Genomic DNA, 17,704 nt, shown 5'->3' with positions numbered 1-17,704 from the left:
TCTTCAGTCCCTAACCGAACCTGCCCAGGCCATACATCGAGAGCCTGGATCATGCCTGTTGCCTGCTCGTCAATCCCGCCCACAAAGCTACGGCCCTTGGCGCTGAGCATCCTACTGGCGTGCGGCCCAAGCGTGGCGCTGGACACCGGCAGCATCACGTCCTCAGTGTTGTCGCCAAATTGCCTCGCATACAGGGTCGTCGGCATTTGTTTCTGGCTGCTCTGCACGCCCTTCGGCTGCACAGTCAAAACCTCGACCAAGGTTCGTCATTTCATTCCTGAACTTGTGGTCTCGAGCTACGCCACCACAGGCAATAACCCATGGACCGAAATGACCACCCTCTCTTCCCCCATCAGCGGTGCGGAAGGTGGTGGCAACCTGATCACGCCGAACACCCGCCGCGACAACCTGCCCCGCTTCAAGAACGTCGATAGTATCGGCCACCCCGGTGGCTGGGCCGCCACGCAACTGGCGTCGCAGTCCGGCTACGCCTGCGCCAGCGGCGCTACTGCGTTCATGCCCTACTACCTGAGCACCCTGGACTCGCTGGCCTGGCGCCAGGGCATACCGGAAAGTTTCTATCCCGAGTCGCTCATGCCGGGGATCCGTGAAATCGGTCGTCAGGCCTCGGGAGCCATGTGGGGCAACGTTTATCCCCGGCAGGGCTTTCTGGTACAGCCCGATGATTTCAAGACGGCCGCAGTCATGGCGCAACGGGCCGGCGACGTGATTACCCGTAACGGGCAGCCGCATGTGTACTTACCGCTCACGCCCGCCAAACGCGACGGCTACTGGCCGCCTGGCCCGATCGTTGAAAACGACGCTTCGACCCACAAATGGCAATTGCTCTACCCCCAGGTTCAACCGACTTGCGCCATCTTCCCCAGCGATTCGGTACCGGGCGCGGATGGCGGCTACGCCTGGTCGTTGTGGCGGCCCTATAGCTGTTGCAAGCGTGAGGGGCAGACCTTTCTGTTCAGCATCGACTTCGAAGGCGGTGCGTCATGAGTCGGTTTCTCGGACGACCATGGTTGGGCGTGGTGAGTTTGTTGCTCTACGGACTGCTCGCCATGGCCATGCATGCCCACGCCGCTGAAGGCGATTACCGTCTGGGCACTCAAGGCGAAGTGCTCGACGACCGGGTGATGTACACCATTGGTGGCGGCTCGGCAGTCGGCTCACCGAGTTCGCTCTACCGACCCAGTGGTCTTGGTGTCGGTGGGTCATGGCGAGCGAACATGATGTGCGGAAACATGAGCCTCACCAACACCCTGCAAAACCAGCTCAACGGCGTCACCGAAGGTTTCCAGCAGATCATGGGCAGCATCGTGCAGAACGCGACCCAAGCGGTGATGTCGCTGCCGGCGTTGATTATCCAGCGCGCCAACCCCGGCCTCTATGAGTTGCTCAGTAACGGAGTGATGCAAGGGCGTATCGACTTCGACCGCTCCAAGCTGACCTGCCAGGCCATGGCCGAAAAGATGGCGGACAAGGTCGGTCAGGCCGGCTGGGGCGCGCTGGCCAAGAACCAGGAGATGCAAGGCAATCTGGAGCAAACCGGCGGTGATGCAGTGGCCGCGGTGAAAAACACCGAGGCGCGTAACGGCAACAATGGAGTGTCCTGGGTCGGCGGTTCGAAGGCAGGAGGCTATGGGCAGACACCCATTCGAGTGACCGCCGACGTGGTGCGCGTGGGCTATAACCTGCTGCATAACCGGTCGGTGGATGACAGCGCCTCAATCAGCAGCAGTGATTGCCTGGGTGGGGCTATTTGCCAGACCTGGGCTTCGCCCCAGGAGGAATCCGAATGGGCCGTTCGCGTGTTGGGCGAGAGCGAAGTCGCAACCTGCGACACCTGCGAAACCCTTCGTGCGACCGCTGGCAGCGGATTGACGCCGCTGATTCAGGAGGCCTACACCGAGCGCCTCAAGGCCTTGCAAGGGCTGCTGTCTGGCTCACTGCCGCCTACCCCTGACAATCTGGCTAAAGCCTCCAGCCCGATGCTGCCGGTGACTCGTGGTGTGGTTGAAGCCCTGCGCGACGATCCCGACCAGGATCTGTTGGCACGGCGCCTGGCCAGTGAGACGGCCTTGTCCAGTGTGCTCGACAAAGCGTTGCTGCTACTGCGCACCCTGCTGGCGGGCAGTCACGAACCGAACATCGCCTCCGCCGAGCCGGCCCAAACCGCCTTGACGAAAAACATCGACGCTCTGGAGCGCGAAATACGCCTGCTGCAGACCGAACTGCAGGTCCGGCAGATGCTGGCCACCAACACAGCCAGCCTGGTGCTCGACCGGCATGCCGGTGGTGCCGATGCTTCGCGTACCGTCGAGCAAGGCGACCCCGAGCCCGGTCGACTCAAAGATGCTGACGCCAGGCGCAAGTGAGCCATGAAACGCTCACCGCTATTCACTTTGCTTTCGAGTCTGGGGATTGCCGCGGTGATGATCCTGACCGCCGCACTAGTCGCATGGATCGGCCGCACTGCGCTGGGTAGTTTCGAGGCCTGGCAGCAGGCATTCGAATCCGTACGGCCCTATCTGCGGTGGTGGCGTGCCCTGCTCTACGCCGCCCTCTTTGCGCTCTGGCGGGATCTGCTTCGGCGCTACCGACATCGACCACTGGATCGACTGCGCGTGAAACGCATCGGGACATTAGGGCTCGTGCTCTTTACCTGCGTCGAACTCACCCGACTGTGAGGTCACCACCATGCTCATGAGCACCAACAGCTACCTGGAGTTTTACCTCTCCCTGCTGGCCTGGATCATCAACAACGGCCTCTGGAGCGTCCTGTCCGACACCGGACTGTTTGCCGCGCCCTTTGGTGCAATCATCCTGCAAGAATGGCTATCGGCCCGTCAGCAAGGCGCAGATGAAGGCAACAAGGGACTATTGTCGGTCCCGCGGATTGAGAACCGGCTGTGGTTGGCCTATATCATCGTGTTGTTCGGCTGCGCGCCCGTCTTTCCGTTGAGCCTCACGTCAATGGCGTTCGATGACGCGGCGAGTCAGCGCTGCGGCGTGAGTGTGGCCAAGCCGGCGGAAACCGCCTGGGGGACGACCTTCAATACTATCGGCGAACGCTCCGCCAACGTACCGATCTGGTGGTTTCTGGTGCATGCCTTGAGCAAAGGTGTGACCGCGGCGGCCACCGCCTCCATCCCTTGCGCACCGGATATCCGGCAGATGCGCATGGAGATCGACAGTTCGCGCATCGATAGCCAGGTACTGCTGCAGGAAGTCGCCGACTTCACCCGCGACTGCTATGGCTATTCCCGTTCTCGGCTATTCACCAACCGTCCGCAGTTGGACAAGGCACAAAGTCATGACGCGTCCTGGATCGGCTCAAACTATTTTCTCGACACGCCCGGCTACTACGATACGGATCGTTCACGCACACCACGAGTCAGCTGGCCATATGACGAAAGCCGCGATGTTTCCTTGCCGCGGCTGGAGAATGGCGCGGGCTATCCCACCTGCAAGCAGTGGTGGAGCGATAGCGGTGTCGGGTTGCGCGAGCGCTTGATCCAGCAGATCGATCCTTCGCTGCTGACTCAACTGAAAGGTTGGTTGACTGGCCGTTCGAGCAACGAGATCGAGGATGCCACCCTGCGCGAGCTGGTCAGCCCGCGCCAGCAATCGATGTCCATGTCGCCCGGACAGGTGTACCAGGACTATGGCTCCAGTGCTCGCGGCGGCTCGATCAATCAGGGGCTCAATAACCTGGCCACCAACACCGGGCTGGCCCTCGGTTTCTTCAGCAACTTCCCGGCGATGAATGCACTACGCGCCGCCCTGCCGATGGTGCAGGCTTTCCTGATCATGGGCGTCATCATCAGCTTGCCGTTAATTCTGTTAGTCAGTACCTACCAGTTGAAAACTGTCATAACCGTGACGTTCGCGCTGTTCACCTTACACATGCTGAGCTTCTGGTGGGAACTCGCCCGCTGGGTCGACTCCAGCATGCTCGATACGCTGTACAACCAGGTTTCGGCTTCCAATCAAGTGCTGTTGTCGCTGCCCACATCCGGCTTCATGGATGGAACGGTCACGGCACAGGTGATCGAGTATGTGATGGGGGCGATGTTCTTGGTGCTCCCTGGACTGTTTTTGGTCGCCATGAGCTGGGCAGGCTACTCAATCGGCAACAGCCTTGAGGGGATGTTAGGAGGTGCAAGCAAAGCCGCGCATGGTGCAGCGGGTAAAGGAACAGATCAGTTGATGGGTGCTACGAAGAAACTCATCTGACGTCATCAGATGATTTGAAATGACCTATGTAGTGGCCATTGTCATCGTAGTTGCCAAGATAGGAGCTAGCCCCAAGATAGTCTGGACCTGGATTATCCTCTTCAAGATCCGTGTCAATGACAGCCTTCGACTGCAGAAGAGCAATCATAGCGATCATCACCACAACAGAAGCGACCAGCCAGAAACCGATAAAGAGCAGCCCCCCAACCAACGCCAACTTGGCAGTCAGGAAGCTCCCGCGAACAAGTAATTTACCTGCGGGCATACCTGCTGACACCGCACGCTCAGCCACGCGGGACTCAAACGCTTTGAGTTTGCGATACCCGCGCTTTATCGACATGCCACAGGTATATGCCCAGCGGTGGGCGCGGGAAACCTGAACGGGGTTCTGCGTCGGCATGGTCTCGCCCTCTTCTGAGCGTTTTCATGGTTGAGACAGGAGTAACAGCCTACTACTGAAAACTGCACGTGCCTGACCGTTTATCAGTTTGCCCGGCCAAAAAATCTTCACTGGAAGACAGAAGACAAGCCCCGTGAAACAGCTTCTCTACAGTGATTGACCCATATAAATCGTCCGGCTAAATACAAGGTACGGATCGCTGTTATCAACAGCACCTGCCCAGGTAGCCAGAGCCTTCAAGGCTACGTCACTTCGGTGATGGTTCTCCCCAAGTGCGATTAGCGTTCGGTAGCTCGCACGGTGACCGTTTCTACGGTGATGAACGCCTACTGCTCTCCTGAGCGCCTTTCGAGGTCTGCTCGCCAGGCAAACCTTCTTGTTTTTCTTCAACCCACCGCGGGGAAATTCTTTCCCCCACCGGACAGGTTTCTTCGCACTTTCAACGGAGATACATCATGTCCGACTCACTTACACCGGAAGCACTGAACACCCTTCGGTTACCCATTGTGTTCACTCCTGGCGCTTGGCAACGCGCCGTACTGCTCGAGCGTTCAGGTCATCCTGAGACGCTGCAGGTCGATCGGCTGAGCAACGTATTGCGCGCAGCCTTCAAGGCTTACCTGGCCTATCCACACGAGCCCTATGTGGTGTTCGAGGTAGCCCAAATCGCCTCAACGGGTCATCCACGCCATGACCCGTTGCTGCAACTGAGCCTTAGCCTGCTCCTCGAGCCAGACCAGCCTAACGCCTTACTGATAGCTCTTGCAGGAGAACATCAACGCTAAACGCATACAGCCGTACTCGGCACTCAGATCCACACTCAGACGGCATGCAAGTCCTGCATCAATCCAACCCACCACCCACCGGGGAACCCTCCCCGACGGGCAAGGCGTTCCTCCGTTTTCTCTCGAGGAAAATGCCATGCGCGATATCTACCAAGACGTGACTGACAAGATCGTTACCGCTTTGGACCAAGGCGTTGCCCCCTGGATCAAACCCTGGTCCTCAAGTGGTTCAGCTTACATCGGTCATCAACCCTACCCCATCAACGCAATCACGCGTCGTCCCTATTCGGGTATCAATTTACCGTTGCTCTGGGCCGAGGCGAGGTTGCAGGGATTCACTCAAGATCGTTGGCTGACCTTCAATCAAGCCATAAAGGCCGGCGGGCACATCCGTAAGGGTGAGCACAGTACCCTGGCGGTGCTCTACAAGCCGATGGAGCGCGAGGAGCAGAGCGAGTCAGGCCAACCCGTACTCGATGAAAACGGTCAGCCCAAGGTCGCTCACTTTGGCATTCTCAGGACGCATTTTCTGTTCAACATCGAGCAAACGGAGGGGCTCGAAAGTTTCAATGAAACCCTGCTCGAGACAGAACCGACCGATCTCTTCCTGGCCAACAGCGCTGCGGAGAATCTGCTGTTAAGTTCGGGCGCAAAAATCGTTCATCGATCTGCCGACGAAGCCTTTTACCATCCGATCAGGGATCTCATCCAACTTCCGACAAAAGCGCAATTTCAAGACGAAGGTGGGTACTACGCCACCGCACTTCACGAGCTGACGCACTGGACCGGGCATCACTCTCGGTTGCAGCGCGAGGGGGTGACGTCATCCTGCCCATTCGGCTCGCCAGGCTACGCTTTTGAGGAATTGATCGCCGAGATGGGCGCCGCTTTTTTATGCGCCTATGCCGGTATTCAGGGAGAGCTGAGGCACGAGGGCTATATCGATTCCTGGCTCAGCCTGCTCAAGGCTGACAAGCGCGCGATCTTTCGTGCCAGTGGCCAGGCCCGAAGCGCCTCGGAGTATGTACTCAACCTGGAGCAGCAACTGAAGCAAGCGGTCTTGGATGACTCACTGTGCATGAACGATGGAGCTTGATCGTTACCTCACCGCTGCAAACGCTTCACAGGGCCCAACGCGAGTTGAGCCCTTTTTTCTGTTTCCAGAAAACAGACGGAATCATACGGCGGACCCCTCACGCAAAGAACAAGAGAGGGGCGCACACCCGCAGCATGCCGTTATGTATCCAGGTTCTGCGCCAGAAAATCCACCAGCTCGAGCGGACTCCGGCTGTCGATCACCTTGTAGATCAGATCGCGTTTACTGCGCGGTAACTTCTTGACCACGCTCTTCGCCGAGGCCCTGACGGCTTCGTCGGTCCCATGGATACGTGCCGCGAGCAGCAGCACGAGCGTGGCGTCAGTGAGGTTCATGGCAAGACCTAAAAAATATGCACCGCAGTGTACCGGCTCTTTTCTTTTCCGTACCAGCCCCACCAACAAAACGATGTTCTAGCAAAATCAATATCCCGATTGCCGCACAAAGGGACACGAGCCAAAAGGACGGGTAAGGGTTGGAAGGGAATGGGCACTCAAGGGTAAGAGCGCTATCCGAAAAGGCTAAAAGGCCACTGACCCAGCCACTTCCCGGAGGTCACGATGCTCAGTCTGTTTCGCCACAAAAGGCAGAAGCCCCCTCCGCCACCGACCGTCAACGTCGCCGAAGGTTACCTGTCCATCGAGTCAGCCCATACCCTCTTAGCAGTGGAGCACCGCCGTCAGTTGCTCGATCGCATCTGGCAATACACCGCCCTCTCCCACGTCCAATTCACCCAGCTCTACTTAAATCCGATCCATCGCTACGCCGAACAGGTCCAGCAACTCCCGGCCAGCGAGACGCACCACCATGCGTATCTCGGTGGCATGCTCGACCATGGCCTGGAGCTGGTCGCTTGCAGTTTGAAACTGCGTCAGTCGTATCTGCTTCCGACCGGCGCCGCGCCCGAAGACCAAGCCGCCCAGACCGATGCCTGGTCGGCTGGCATCGCCTATGGCGCCCTGCTGCATGACATCGGCAAGATCGCCGTGGACCTGCTGGTCGAACGCCAGGATGGCCGTGTTTGGCATCCTTGGCAGGGCTCCCTGGATCAGCCCTACCGTTTTCGTTACATCAAGGGTCGTGACTACCACCTGCACGGCGCCGCCGCAGGCTTGCTCTACACCCAAATTCTCGACCGCCCAATCCTCGATTGGCTCAGTGGATTTCCGCCACTGTGGGCCAGTCTGCTGTATGTCCTGGCGGGCCAGTACGAACGTGCCGGCGTGCTCGGTGAGTTGGTGATGCAGGCCGACCGTGTTTCCACCGCACAGAACATCGGTGGTAACCCGAGCAAGGCGCTGCAAGCGCCGATTCATTCGCTGCAACACCACTTGATTAGCGGACTGCGTTATCTGGTTCAGCACGAGCTGAAACTCAACCAGCCGGGTGCCGCGGGTTGGTTGACTCAAGATGCACTCTGGCTGGTCAGCAAGACGGTCACGGACAAGCTGCGAGCCTATCTGCTGTCGCAAGCGATTGAGGGCATTCCCTCATCTAACATCGCGGTGTTCGACGAGCTGCAATCGCATGGGTTGGTTGAGTCCACTCCGGAAGGCAAAGCCATCTGGACCGCGCTTATCGCGCAGGGAAACTGGCAGCAGAGCTTTACCTTTCTGCGCCTTCAACCGGCGTTGATCTGGGGGAACGAAGACCGGCCCGAGGCTTTCAACGGAACGGTGAGCGTGGCAGCCGATGTCCACCCGACTGACACTCCGGCATCACCCGCCGCGCCAGGATCGCGTCAAAGCTCTTCGCTGGCAGATCCCAGGGCGATGGAGGATGCCGACTACCTCGGAACGTTGCTGGATATGTTCGAAATAGGAGAACCCGAGGTGCGTGATGCGCCGTCAGAAAATGCTCTCGAAACTTCACCCTCCCCTTCGGACGACCCAGGTCATGTTTTCCTGAATTGGGTTAAGGAAGGCATTCAGAGCCACAAGCTGATCATCAACGACAGCAAGGCCAAAATCCACACTGTGAGCGGTACCGTGCTATTGGTCACACCAGGTCTCTTCCAACGCTACGCGCAGGAGTTTCCTGGTATCTCACAGGATTCCGATCAAGAGATTGGAGATTGGCGTTGGGTGCAGAAGCAGTTCGAAAAACTGAAGATCCACAGGAAGCGAGACAACGGTCTGAATATCTGGGCATGCCAAGTGGAAGGCCCCAGGAAGAAAACCACCTTGAAGGGATATTTGATCGAGGAACCGAAGTTACTTTTTGAATCGATACCACCAGATAATCCTTTTCTGAAAATCGAAAAAATTAAATTTCCGTAGTGCCCCCCATTGGTGGAGATCGAAGCGCAGAGTTGACTCTGGAGTGACTCGCGACGTCACTGGCCTGTTACCCTTCCCCGCCGGTGAATCGTGCCCAATGATGGATTGGGCATAGCCCTCCCCCAACGCCCCAGCCAGACTGGCTAACCCGCCGCAACCTCTTCGCTTTGTAGCAATTTCTAAGCAAGCTGCAATAACTGCCTGACACGAGCACTGCCGGCACTTATGCTTGTACTTTTTCTCGAAAGGAGTCGACGTCATGCCAAGCAATTATTCGCTGCCGGACGTGCTGGAAAGGATCTACGAAAACCAGGAGGCTCTGCAGGCGGCCATTATGGAGTTGACCCTCCTGGTTGAGGAGCAAGGGGCGCAGGAAGTGGGCGGAAATGTCCGTGGAGCACTGTGGACCATGGGTGAAAATGCCGGCCATATCAAACAAGGCCTGGCGCGATTGAAGAAATTGGATATCGGTTAAGTTACGTCGGGGTGAATTCTGGGTACCAGTTCTGTTCACCTCACAGCGGGTATGGCCAGGAGCGGACGTTTGAGTAGGAAAATGAAGTAACGGAAAAGCGTGAACTAGCCGTTCTCGATAGCTAGAATCCTTTGCCACTGCGTTCGCTTCGGGCCTTCGCGCGGATCGTTAGCTCAACGTAAGAATTACACCGACATGTTAGAGGGGGTATGTTCGGTTGTTAGGGTCAATGAAGCCGGGGGTTTTGTACTCATACGAACCCAGTTTCCCGTGCTAAAACCCACCTAGTGGTACAGAAATTGGTACGGGAATACTTACCTCGACGACGTTCCCAGTATCCGTAGTTACCTTGATTACCAGTCTGGTAGGAGTTGCGGCAAAGTCGGTGAAAAGGAATTTTCCGTTCGGCCCCTTGCGGCACTACAGGGAATGAGGCACTGCCTCCATGCGAAACTCGTGCGGAATCAGGCGCATTTTGAATACTGGCACTCCAGCTATGAGAGCGTCTTCGAGAACCGAATTCTCATCTTTTTCACTGATTTTAGAGCCGAGATAAACAGCCTTTAGCGGCGCAACAAAATTTCTCGGTGGTTCCTTCGGACTATCTGCCAAAACCAGCCGCCACTCTTCCTCATATTTCCAATCGGGTGATTTGTGAAGTGCAGCGATCACACCAAACAAATTATTGAACGATTGCCCTGGCTTTATCCCTCGTAGTAAATCCGAGGCATTGAACACACCACTGTATCTCACAGGCCACAACGATAGCCCGACCAAGCTATTGAACGGCAAGCATCGGAAGTCGTACCCCATCGCAAACCCGGTGTGATTCTTTGCGTAATGGGCCCAAAGGGGCAAGGAGTCCAAACGTTCAGTAAGCGAACAGATTTTGTAAGAATTCTGGAGCTGACTATTCATTTCAGTGACGATCTTGGCGACAAAGCCTGCGTGAATATCCTTTATCACCGCAGCGATTTTCGCTAATACCTCCTCGCCAACCTGACCCGCTGCCGCTTGAGTATGGTGATATCTCACCACCTCCAACATCGGATCTTCTGCGCTCAGAATAGCTAAGCGACTCTCCTCGGAAACCCCTTCAGTTCGCTCCAAAAACAACTCGGCATGCGTGGTTCCGAAGTGAGGATCAAAGTCCACAGCGGAGTCGTAGGGATCGTTAAATGTGCTCGCGAAAGTCAGGTGAAGCGTGGCATTTCTTAGATTGCTCAAGGAATATTCATTAACCTCGCGAAACTTGTATAGCGAGGCCGGAAAGTTACGACGCTTCATCTGCTGAGCAGCACTGATGTTTTCCAGCGGCAGATCACGCGCGCACATTAACTGCATTAGCTCTTCGACCCAGTCCTTCGACATCCCTGTCTCCCTACTCTCTGGCTAAGCTATAGATTATTCGCATCATTTTTCTCAGACGTCCAATGAGTTTCTGTGGAATATAGCTGCGCCATTACTATAGCCCGACGTCTGCTTTGGGTCGAAGGTAGCTAGTGACAGCTTCACTAACTGGCCATACCCCGATTGTGGCGGCGTTGGCCCTATAGGCCGTGTTTTCTGGCTGTAACGCCCGTTCTTGCCTACTTGCATAAATGCATAGCGGGCATTGAATGGCAAGGTTTGGCGTACGGTTTGCCCCATCCCCAACCTCCGCTCCCCCCTAGCCCAGGTTCAAGCCAGGTAACCCTGGCGAGGACCGATCTATTTCGCAAGCAGACAACTATCGGCCACGATCAGACATCCGTATGTCCACGAATTCGGTGTCGAAATGCCCCTATGAGGCTGCCGGTAGGTTAATCAGCCTGAAGAATAAGCCAGCTACCGATATCACGATGGCGATACTAGATAGCCAAGTGGACAATTGAAATTTGTTGCTTTCCTCTTGGAGTCCCGCTAACACAGAAGCAAGGAGTGGGAAGTTAATGCACTTATCATCAGGCCCTACCCTCAGCGAGAAGAAAGCTACTCTACTGTCGTCCGCTCTCTTGTAACCGTATTTCTCTTCCAGATGGTAGTAGAGTCTGCCAAATACAATGTCATCATCAACCTTCAGCTTCTTGGCAATCATTTTGCAATTGATAGGCACGTAAACCTTGGAACATCTGCTGTTCTCACCGTCAGCGGTATAATTTTTGAACTCCTTGTAGTACATCTTGTATATGGCATTCAAAATTTTTAGGTCTGAGGGCGCTTTCATCAGTTGTTTCCATGGGTAAGAAGCCAATTCTATTTTAATTAGCAGAATGCCATTTCGTCATACCAAGCCCCAGAACGAGGTATAAAAAACCCCGCCGAAGCAGGGCTCTCCTACGCTAGCTTGTGTTAATTCAAGCGCCCAGCAAGATGGTAGGCTTCCTCCACTCCGTAGGTGCCTCATCCGCCAGCGAAACTAAGGCTTCATACTTTGCGATTCCTGCAATCCGCGCTGCTTTATCAATGCTGTCACGAGCATCTTTGAGAGCGGTTGCTTTTGTCCAGCCATCCATATAGCGCACTGTCCATAATGTGGTCAGTTTGTGCTTTGCGAATTTTTCTTTTTTCAGTTCTTCGTTGAAAACATTACGGGCCGACGAGCTAACACCGCCGTCTAAGTCAACGGTTGCGACTGCATAAAGCGCCATGATTATACCCCTCGCGCTTTGTTGGATTGGGATACAACCGAAGCAGCAAGAGACTTTGTCTCGTCGCTGTACTTGTCGCTCTGGAGAACCTTACCTGCTTTTGCCTCCATCTCAACGCTCGTCTGTTTTCCAGAGTTGGTTTGGGCCAAGGTGGAGGCTGCGAGGCTCTTCGCGATTGCAGATGCGGTTGAATCGCGGAGGATTTCAGATGCCAGTATGGCGACCTTCGCGGAGGATTGCTTGGAGTTCTTTTTCATGAGTAGTTTCTCGATAATTACGCTCAGGGCGCACTTATCCAGAACGACCGCCAATCGACTCCCTGTTGACGAAATCGTCAGTAGTGGGCTAAATGGCGTCCTTCTCTAGATACGTGCATTTACAAATGCGTGCGTCAGAGGGTGCAGGTAGTCGCGCTACGTTTGGCGACAGAAACGTGACTACTTGCATGCATTCTTTAGCGAAACGACCTTAAATGGTCGTTTTTGCGTTTGTACGCCAAGACTACTTGAGCGTCCTTTCTAATAGCAACTCGATTCTGTGCATATACTGCGAGTTTTCTGGGGATAAACCTGTGGATAACTTGCGAGTTCTATTTGCGCAGCCCCTACAGGCCGCAGTCTGTGGAGATTCCTACCGTTTGTCGGCGGAAGTGAATATTTTCATAAAATGGCCTCCTGTACGTCTCTAGAGGCGTAGATCAGCGCGGTGGCACTGTCGACCAGCGTTAAAGTCGAATTGCCGCTTGAGTGCCTTTTGAGGGCCTTCTGAGGGCCTATTGGGTATGCATCCAGTATCGTTATGCTAGGCGCTCGTTGTGAATTCCCCCAACGAGAGTTCTATCTGCTACCCCGACATAGGCAGTTGCCAATGGCCCACGGAGTCGATGGACATTTGCCTTTGTCCGCTTTGGTCAAATGCGGACGTTGGTATGACAAGAAAAGTGATACTGGATAGGGATTCGAACCCTTTGCCACTGCGTTTCGCTTTGGACCTGGCCAACTCAGAATCTCCCGTCAAAACGCGGTCATTGGTACAAAAATCGGTACACCCCCCCTCTCAGAACACATAAAAGCTCCGTGACGGCTGTACCCGTGCGGGGCCTTTTGACAACTAGAGTTGATGCTCTTAACGCTGCCTGAAAGGGCACCGGCATTACCCGCCCTCCCATCTTGTTCACGTGCTCTCCACAATTAGTTGATGCTTTGTAGTCTCGTCACGCGTAATCGCAGGCACTAGGCCCGGCCGAGAGTGGATCATCAAATATTGCTGCGTACGCTCGGTGTCAAAGACCTGATCTGCTGCCTCCATCTCGTCAATCAACTGCCGATCGACTGAGTAGTAGCCACAGTTCGGACATTTAAACTCATCAAAACTGCCTACTGGAAAAGCTTTTTCGGCGCTATCACCACATACGACGCAGACGGTGATACTCATACGCACCTCCTTTCAAATGATCTATCAACTGTAGTTGATCCCGCCTAAATCAACCGGCCTGTTGCTGGCGTGCAGATGCTTCAAACCGCAATTTCTAAACAAGCTGCAATTACTGCCTGTCGGCCGCCGAGCCTTCGGGCAGTCCATCTTCACGGGCATAGCTCACAGCCCGTCGGAATAGTTTGTTTGCGCGCTTGCATGTGGAAGATCACCTGCTTAACTCTGAACCTCTGGTCAGTCAGTGACTAATTGGTCTGCTATTCGCAATATGGCCTACGGGCAGTAGCTCAACCCTCTGCACGTAGTCCAATTTGCTCAAGGAAGAGAATGACATGATGCTGAAGACTGCTATCGTCGAGATCGGTAAGAAGTACAAGGTTTATACCGAGCATTATCTCAACGCCGCCGCCGACAAGACCATTATTCTGGTCAACGGCTCGCTGGCAACGACTGCATCGTTTGCCCAAACCGTGCGCTATCTGCGGCCACGCTTCAACGTAGTCCTCTACGATCAGCCCTACGCCGGTCAATCGAAACAACACAACCTGCATGACCAGCCGATCCGCAAGGAAGACGAGGCCACAATCCTGTTGGAGTTGATCGAGCACTTTCGTGCGCAACATGTGCTGTCCTTTTCCTGGGGCGGCGCGGCGACTTTACTGGCGCTGGCCCAGCACCCACGACGAATCGAAAAAGCGGTGATCAGTTCATTCGCGGCGCGAATCAATACGCCGATGCGCGACTATCTGGAGAGTGGCCGGCACTTCCTCCAGGCCTGTGATCGGCGCAATGTCGGGCGCTTGATCAACAGCACGATCGGCAAGCACCTGCCGTCGCTGTTCAAGCGTTTCAACGAACGCCATGTCAGCAGCCTGGACGAACACGAATACCGGCAGATGCATTTTCACGTCGACGAGGTGCTGACTCAGGACACTCATTGCTACGTTTCCTGTGCCGACGCCATCGAAGTTCCGCTGCTGTTTATCAACGGCGAACGGGATGAGTACACCTCGGTGGAAGACGCCCGTCTTTTTGCGGCTCATAGCCGTCAGGCTCAGTTTCAGACCATCAAGAACGCCGGGCACTTTCTCGACATGGAACACCCGACGGCTTGGCATGACACCCAGCAGGCCTTGCTGGGTTTTCTGCAGCCGGCCTCCAGCCTTGTCAAACCGAAGAGCCCGCCACTGTTGGGCAGCCCGCACCGCTACACAACCAGTGACCGTATCTTCAGTCACAGTGCGGCGCATAACCACTTGTCTCGCTAGGACGTGGCTCTGGGTTGACTCTTGGCGCGGCAGTTTGGCGCATGTTGGTACAAATCCTTTCTGTTTGGCTCGATAACGATACGACGATGGAGTTTGGTCCATGCGAAAAAAAACAACTGCGGCGAGCACCTTGCCCGGATCCGCGTCCCTTGTTAAAGCAGAACGAAGCGCAATACTCGGTCTACATGGTCGAAGTCTGTTCCCCACATTGCGCACTCTGGCGCTGCAAGGAATCAAGCAGCCTATCCACAGCGCCCGCCATACTCTAGCTCTTGGTGGCCTACTGGGCCGCGTGCTGCTCGGTAATACGTCGAATCCCTCCCCCGTCCAGGATGCGCGCTTCCAGGACCCATCCTGGCGCTTCAACCCCTTCTACCGCCGCAGACTGCAAGCCTATCTTGCCTGGCAAAAGCAACTGAACGCTTGGATTGACGAGAGCAATCTGGCGGCCGACGATCAAGCGCGCGCACACTTCATATTGGCTCAACTCGGCGATGCGCTGTCGCCGTCCAACAGCCCGCTCAATCCGCTGGCGATCAAAGAGCTGTTTAACACCGGCGGCGCCAGCCTGGTCAAAGGGATTGGTCATCTGCTCGACGACCTGCGGCACAATGGCGGCATGCCCAGCCAAGTCAGCAAGCAGGCCTTTGAAGTCGGCCAGAATATCGCGATCACCCCTGGCGCCGTGGTGTTCCGCAACGAGCTGCTAGAGCTGATCCAGTACCGGCCGATGAGCGAAAAACAATACGCCCGTCCACTGCTGATCGTGCCGCCGCAGATCAACAAGTACTACATCTTCGACCTCAGCGTGGAGAAGAGCTTCGTTCAGTATGCACTGAAGAACGGCTTACAAGTGTTCATTGTCAGCTGGCGCAACCCCGACGCTCGCCATCGCGAGTGGGGTCTATCGCGTTATGTAGAAGCCATCGAAGAAGCCCTCGATGTTACCCGTGCCATCAGCGGCAGCAAAAAAGCCCATCTGATGGGCGCCTGCGCGGGCGGCCTGAGCATCGCCGCCCTGCAAGGCTACCTGCAAGCCAAACGACAGCTGCACAAAGTCGCAAGCGCAACCTATCTGGTCAGCCTGCTAGACAGTCAGATCGACAGCTCAGCCATGTTATTTGTCAATGAGCAAACCCTGGAAGCCGCCAGGCGCCGCTCCGATCAGCAAGGCGTGCTGGATGGCCGCGACTTGGCCAAGGTCTTCGCCTGGATGCGCCCGAATGACCTGATCTGGAACTATTGGATCAATAACTACCTGCTCGGCAAGCAACCCCCTGCCTTCGACATCCTTTACTGGAACAACGACAGCACTCGCCTACCGGCCGCCCTACATGGCGATCTGCTGGACTTCGTCAAACTCAATCCGCTCATACATCCTGACGGCTTGGAGGTCTGCGGCATGCCGATTGACCTGCAGAAAGTCACGGTCGACAGTTTCAGTATTGCCGGTATCAACGACCACATCACACCTTGGGACGCGGTATACCGCTCGACCCTGCTACTCGGTGGCGAACGGCGCTTCCTGCTCTCCAACAGCGGGCATATCCAGAGCATCCTCAATCCGCCAGGTAATCTCAAGGCTAGCTATCTGGAGAACGACAAACTGCCATCCGACCCGCGTGCCTGGTATTCCGATACGCAGAAGCACGATGGCAGCTGGTGGCCAGGTTGGCTGGGCTGGATTCAGGCGCGTTCTGGTGCGCAACGCGAAATTCAGCTGGAGCTGGGAAATCAGAATCACCCACCGATGGAGGCCGCTCCCGGCACCTACGTGCATGCGAGTTGAACCCTGACTTGAACATTGAAAAGACCGGCCGGGGATTTCTCGGCCAGTTACCGTTGCCGACCTGCAGAAAGAAGCAGGGATGAAACTTGCGATCTTATCCACGAATGCAATGCAGGCAACCAGAAAACCTAGGCCAAGGCCGTGAGGACAATCATCGGGCCGCCCGTGATTGCAGATCAAGGATTACTTGGACATAAGCCTTGGTCTTTGGATGATTTGGTGATTGCGGTCGCCACCTGCTTCAACCCGATACTCCCATTCATAAACGGTGGACCTATAGTTATTTATCCCGTTCCCAACTGCGGGCGCGCCATGACTGAAAAATACTTCATTGCCATACTATTGGCGCTGAGCATGATATGGATTGCGGTTGTTTGGTGGATGATGGCTCCGTATGTATGAGACATCCTCCCGTGACACCAACCGATTCTCCAAGTCGCTGGCCTGATAAACCGGGGCTTCCAGAGTGTCCGCACCCTCCCCGCGCCTTTGAGCGCTCTGTAGCCCAGAACTGGGTTCGATCACTGATTGCGCCACCGCGCCCTTTTGCACAAAAAACGGACATAGGGCGTCGGCGGGAGGGGATAAGTGCTTTTCGTCATGTTTTTTTGCCATCGGAAGATTTGGTATCGGGCTGCTATGGTTTTCAATATGAGACAGCTACCCATAGGGCCACCGTGATGAGCGAGAACGGGATGCTAAAAATTAGCTATAACGAGCTTGGTTATCCGATGGAGTTGTTTATCGCTGTGCCATTGCATGCGAGAGCAGATGAGTACGCTGCACTGTTCAATATTCTTAGACAGTATGAAAACCGGAAGGACTTTGACATTGACTTGACCGCAATCGAGGCAGAGCAGCTGCGTCCGCAGGTGGCAGCGTTAGGCATAACCGATGTCACATGGGAATTCGTATAGCGGAAAGAACGGGCCCTGTTCGGGGTATGCCCGGCGCATGAATATGCCAGGCTGGCATGTCATTGTTGATATCAGACAGTGAGTTAAAGGGTACAGGGATGAAAGACAACGGGACGCTAAAAATCATCTTCAAGAAACACGGCCATCCAGCACAGATGTCTGTAGGCACTCTCCTCAGGGCGAGAACAGATGAGTTCACCGTACTGTTCCATATTCTCAAACGCTATGAACATCAGCAAAGCGTCAACGCCAGGTTGACTGAAATCGAGGCAGAGCAATTGCGTTCGCGGGTAGCAGCGCTAGGTATCACGGACGTTATGTGGGAGTTCGTGTAGGGAGTGGATAATGGAGCCCTAAAGGTAAAACCCGCATTGCGCGGGTTT

Annotated in this window: 20 protein-coding genes; 13 read left to right on the top strand and 7 right to left on the bottom strand. The window is 55.5% G+C overall.

Features of this window, described 5'->3' with window-relative positions:
- Window positions 1–51: 51 nt before the first annotated feature.
- From AB7M26_RS17830 to AB7M26_RS17815, 4 genes are read left to right on the top strand one after another with little or no spacing between them, the layout of a single operon-like run.
- Complete coding sequence (locus AB7M26_RS17830) at window positions 52–1,008, top strand: TIGR03756 family integrating conjugative element protein (protein ID WP_429441125.1); 957 nt, start codon at window positions 52–54, stop codon at window positions 1,006–1,008.
- Window positions 1,005–2,387, top strand: a complete 1,383-nt coding sequence (locus AB7M26_RS17825) for an integrating conjugative element protein (protein ID WP_429385432.1) — start codon at window positions 1,005–1,007, stop codon at window positions 2,385–2,387. Before AB7M26_RS17830 ends, AB7M26_RS17825 begins: the two co-directional genes overlap by 4 nt.
- A gap of 3 nt (window positions 2,388–2,390) precedes the next feature.
- On the top strand, window positions 2,391–2,699 hold the full coding sequence (locus AB7M26_RS17820) for a hypothetical protein (RefSeq protein ID WP_429385430.1): 309 nt from the start codon (window positions 2,391–2,393) through the stop codon (window positions 2,697–2,699).
- Between the two features lie 10 nt (window positions 2,700–2,709).
- Window positions 2,710–4,248 (top strand): conjugal transfer protein TraG N-terminal domain-containing protein, encoded by a 1,539-nt coding sequence (locus AB7M26_RS17815; RefSeq protein WP_429385428.1) that lies wholly within the window; start codon window positions 2,710–2,712, stop codon window positions 4,246–4,248.
- Here the strand turns inward: AB7M26_RS17815 and AB7M26_RS17810 are convergent.
- A complete protein-coding gene (locus AB7M26_RS17810) occupies window positions 4,241–4,648 on the bottom strand; it encodes a DUF3742 family protein (protein ID WP_429385427.1) in 408 nt (135 codons plus the stop codon). The genes AB7M26_RS17815 and AB7M26_RS17810 overlap by 8 nt on opposite strands.
- 455 nt (window positions 4,649–5,103) lie before the next feature.
- On the opposite strand from AB7M26_RS17810, the gene AB7M26_RS17805 reads away from it, so the two are divergent.
- Window positions 5,104–5,433 carry a hypothetical protein gene (locus AB7M26_RS17805; RefSeq protein ID WP_429385425.1) on the top strand — a complete coding sequence of 110 codons (330 nt, stop codon included), beginning with the start codon at window positions 5,104–5,106 and terminating at the stop codon, window positions 5,431–5,433.
- A 136-nt stretch (window positions 5,434–5,569) separates the two neighbouring features.
- On the top strand, window positions 5,570–6,529 hold the full coding sequence (locus AB7M26_RS17800) for an ArdC family protein (protein ID WP_429385423.1): 960 nt from the start codon (window positions 5,570–5,572) through the stop codon (window positions 6,527–6,529).
- A gap of 140 nt (window positions 6,530–6,669) precedes the next feature.
- Here the strand turns inward: AB7M26_RS17800 and AB7M26_RS17795 are convergent, their stop codons facing one another.
- Entirely contained in the window at window positions 6,670–6,864 is a 195-nt protein-coding gene (locus AB7M26_RS17795) for a DUF7740 domain-containing protein (RefSeq protein WP_020300924.1), read from the bottom strand.
- Window positions 6,865–7,089: 225 nt separating this feature from the next.
- On the opposite strand from AB7M26_RS17795, the gene mobH reads away from it, so the two are divergent.
- Window positions 7,090–8,808, top strand: coding sequence for a MobH family relaxase (mobH, locus tag AB7M26_RS17790; RefSeq protein ID WP_429385421.1), 1,719 nt, complete (start codon window positions 7,090–7,092; stop codon window positions 8,806–8,808).
- A gap of 259 nt (window positions 8,809–9,067) precedes the next feature.
- The gene (locus AB7M26_RS17785) at window positions 9,068–9,283 is read left to right on the top strand and encodes a hypothetical protein (RefSeq protein ID WP_429385419.1); all 216 of its coding nucleotides are present in this window, start codon (window positions 9,068–9,070) and stop codon (window positions 9,281–9,283) included.
- Between the two features lie 420 nt (window positions 9,284–9,703).
- On the opposite strand, the gene AB7M26_RS17780 is transcribed toward AB7M26_RS17785, so the two are convergent.
- The 5 genes from AB7M26_RS17780 to AB7M26_RS17760 form a co-directional block, all read right to left on the bottom strand.
- On the bottom strand, window positions 9,704–10,654 hold the full coding sequence (locus AB7M26_RS17780) for a DUF2971 domain-containing protein (RefSeq protein WP_429385418.1): 951 nt from the start codon (window positions 10,652–10,654) through the stop codon (window positions 9,704–9,706).
- A 412-nt stretch (window positions 10,655–11,066) separates the two neighbouring features.
- On the bottom strand, window positions 11,067–11,489 hold the full coding sequence (locus tag AB7M26_RS17775) for a hypothetical protein (RefSeq protein ID WP_429385416.1): 423 nt from the start codon (window positions 11,487–11,489) through the stop codon (window positions 11,067–11,069).
- A gap of 130 nt (window positions 11,490–11,619) precedes the next feature.
- Entirely contained in the window at window positions 11,620–11,913 is a 294-nt protein-coding gene (locus AB7M26_RS17770; RefSeq protein WP_429385414.1) for a hypothetical protein, read from the bottom strand.
- A 2-nt stretch (window positions 11,914–11,915) separates the two neighbouring features.
- Window positions 11,916–12,170 carry a hypothetical protein gene (locus AB7M26_RS17765; protein ID WP_429388871.1) on the bottom strand — a complete coding sequence of 85 codons (255 nt, stop codon included), beginning with the start codon at window positions 12,168–12,170 and terminating at the stop codon, window positions 11,916–11,918.
- Window positions 12,171–13,086: 916 nt separating this feature from the next.
- Window positions 13,087–13,347, bottom strand: a complete 261-nt coding sequence (locus AB7M26_RS17760) for a hypothetical protein (protein WP_429385412.1) — start codon at window positions 13,345–13,347, stop codon at window positions 13,087–13,089.
- Window positions 13,348–13,679: 332 nt separating this feature from the next.
- On the opposite strand from AB7M26_RS17760, the gene AB7M26_RS17755 reads away from it, so the two are divergent.
- The 5 genes from AB7M26_RS17755 to AB7M26_RS17735 all read left to right on the top strand — a co-directional run bounded on the left by AB7M26_RS17755 (window position 13,680) and on the right by AB7M26_RS17735 (window position 17,656).
- On the top strand, window positions 13,680–14,615 hold the full coding sequence (locus tag AB7M26_RS17755; RefSeq protein WP_429385410.1) for an alpha/beta fold hydrolase: 936 nt from the start codon (window positions 13,680–13,682) through the stop codon (window positions 14,613–14,615).
- Window positions 14,616–14,715: 100 nt separating this feature from the next.
- Window positions 14,716–16,404 carry a class II poly(R)-hydroxyalkanoic acid synthase gene (phaC, locus tag AB7M26_RS17750; RefSeq protein WP_429441128.1) on the top strand — a complete coding sequence of 563 codons (1,689 nt, stop codon included), beginning with the start codon at window positions 14,716–14,718 and terminating at the stop codon, window positions 16,402–16,404.
- 165 nt (window positions 16,405–16,569) lie between these two features.
- Window positions 16,570–16,806 carry a hypothetical protein gene (locus AB7M26_RS17745; protein WP_429385408.1) on the top strand — a complete coding sequence of 79 codons (237 nt, stop codon included), beginning with the start codon at window positions 16,570–16,572 and terminating at the stop codon, window positions 16,804–16,806.
- A 278-nt stretch (window positions 16,807–17,084) separates the two neighbouring features.
- Entirely contained in the window at window positions 17,085–17,321 is a 237-nt protein-coding gene (locus AB7M26_RS17740; protein WP_429385406.1) for a hypothetical protein, read from the top strand.
- 98 nt (window positions 17,322–17,419) lie between these two features.
- A complete protein-coding gene (locus AB7M26_RS17735; protein ID WP_429385404.1) occupies window positions 17,420–17,656 on the top strand; it encodes a hypothetical protein in 237 nt (78 codons plus the stop codon).
- Window positions 17,657–17,704 lie beyond the last annotated feature (48 nt).

The sequence above is a fragment of the Pseudomonas sp. F-14 TE3482 genome (assembly GCF_053629455.1).
Note: the sequence above shows the minus strand (reverse complement) of the source record. Positions and strands in the feature narration are given on the sequence as shown.

Excerpts from the sequence above, each read along its gene's own strand:
- AB7M26_RS17755 (WP_429385410.1), top strand. The coding sequence starts at position 13,680 with ATGATGCTGAAGACTGCTATCGTCGAGATCGGTAAGAAGTACAAGGTT.
- AB7M26_RS17735 (WP_429385404.1), top strand. The coding sequence starts at position 17,420 with ATGAAAGACAACGGGACGCTAAAAATCATCTTCAAGAAACACGGCCAT.
- AB7M26_RS17830 (WP_429441125.1), top strand. The coding sequence starts at position 52 with ATGCCTGTTGCCTGCTCGTCAATCCCGCCCACAAAGCTACGGCCCTTG.
- AB7M26_RS17795 (WP_020300924.1), bottom strand. The coding sequence starts at position 6,864 with ATGAACCTCACTGACGCCACGCTCGTGCTGCTGCTCGCGGCACGTATC.
- AB7M26_RS17785 (WP_429385419.1), top strand. The coding sequence starts at position 9,068 with ATGCCAAGCAATTATTCGCTGCCGGACGTGCTGGAAAGGATCTACGAA.
- AB7M26_RS17770 (WP_429385414.1), bottom strand. The coding sequence starts at position 11,913 with ATGGCGCTTTATGCAGTCGCAACCGTTGACTTAGACGGCGGTGTTAGC.
- AB7M26_RS17825 (WP_429385432.1), top strand. The coding sequence starts at position 1,005 with ATGAGTCGGTTTCTCGGACGACCATGGTTGGGCGTGGTGAGTTTGTTG.
- AB7M26_RS17800 (WP_429385423.1), top strand. The coding sequence starts at position 5,570 with ATGCGCGATATCTACCAAGACGTGACTGACAAGATCGTTACCGCTTTG.
- AB7M26_RS17780 (WP_429385418.1), bottom strand. The coding sequence starts at position 10,654 with ATGTCGAAGGACTGGGTCGAAGAGCTAATGCAGTTAATGTGCGCGCGT.
- phaC (WP_429441128.1), top strand. The coding sequence starts at position 14,716 with ATGCGAAAAAAAACAACTGCGGCGAGCACCTTGCCCGGATCCGCGTCC.
- AB7M26_RS17760 (WP_429385412.1), bottom strand. The coding sequence starts at position 13,347 with ATGAGTATCACCGTCTGCGTCGTATGTGGTGATAGCGCCGAAAAAGCT.
- AB7M26_RS17775 (WP_429385416.1), bottom strand. The coding sequence starts at position 11,489 with ATGAAAGCGCCCTCAGACCTAAAAATTTTGAATGCCATATACAAGATG.
- AB7M26_RS17740 (WP_429385406.1), top strand. The coding sequence starts at position 17,085 with ATGAGCGAGAACGGGATGCTAAAAATTAGCTATAACGAGCTTGGTTAT.
- mobH (WP_429385421.1), top strand. The coding sequence starts at position 7,090 with ATGCTCAGTCTGTTTCGCCACAAAAGGCAGAAGCCCCCTCCGCCACCG.
- AB7M26_RS17820 (WP_429385430.1), top strand. The coding sequence starts at position 2,391 with ATGAAACGCTCACCGCTATTCACTTTGCTTTCGAGTCTGGGGATTGCC.
- AB7M26_RS17765 (WP_429388871.1), bottom strand. The coding sequence starts at position 12,170 with ATGAAAAAGAACTCCAAGCAATCCTCCGCGAAGGTCGCCATACTGGCA.
- AB7M26_RS17810 (WP_429385427.1), bottom strand. The coding sequence starts at position 4,648 with ATGCCGACGCAGAACCCCGTTCAGGTTTCCCGCGCCCACCGCTGGGCA.
- AB7M26_RS17805 (WP_429385425.1), top strand. The coding sequence starts at position 5,104 with ATGTCCGACTCACTTACACCGGAAGCACTGAACACCCTTCGGTTACCC.
- AB7M26_RS17815 (WP_429385428.1), top strand. The coding sequence starts at position 2,710 with ATGCTCATGAGCACCAACAGCTACCTGGAGTTTTACCTCTCCCTGCTG.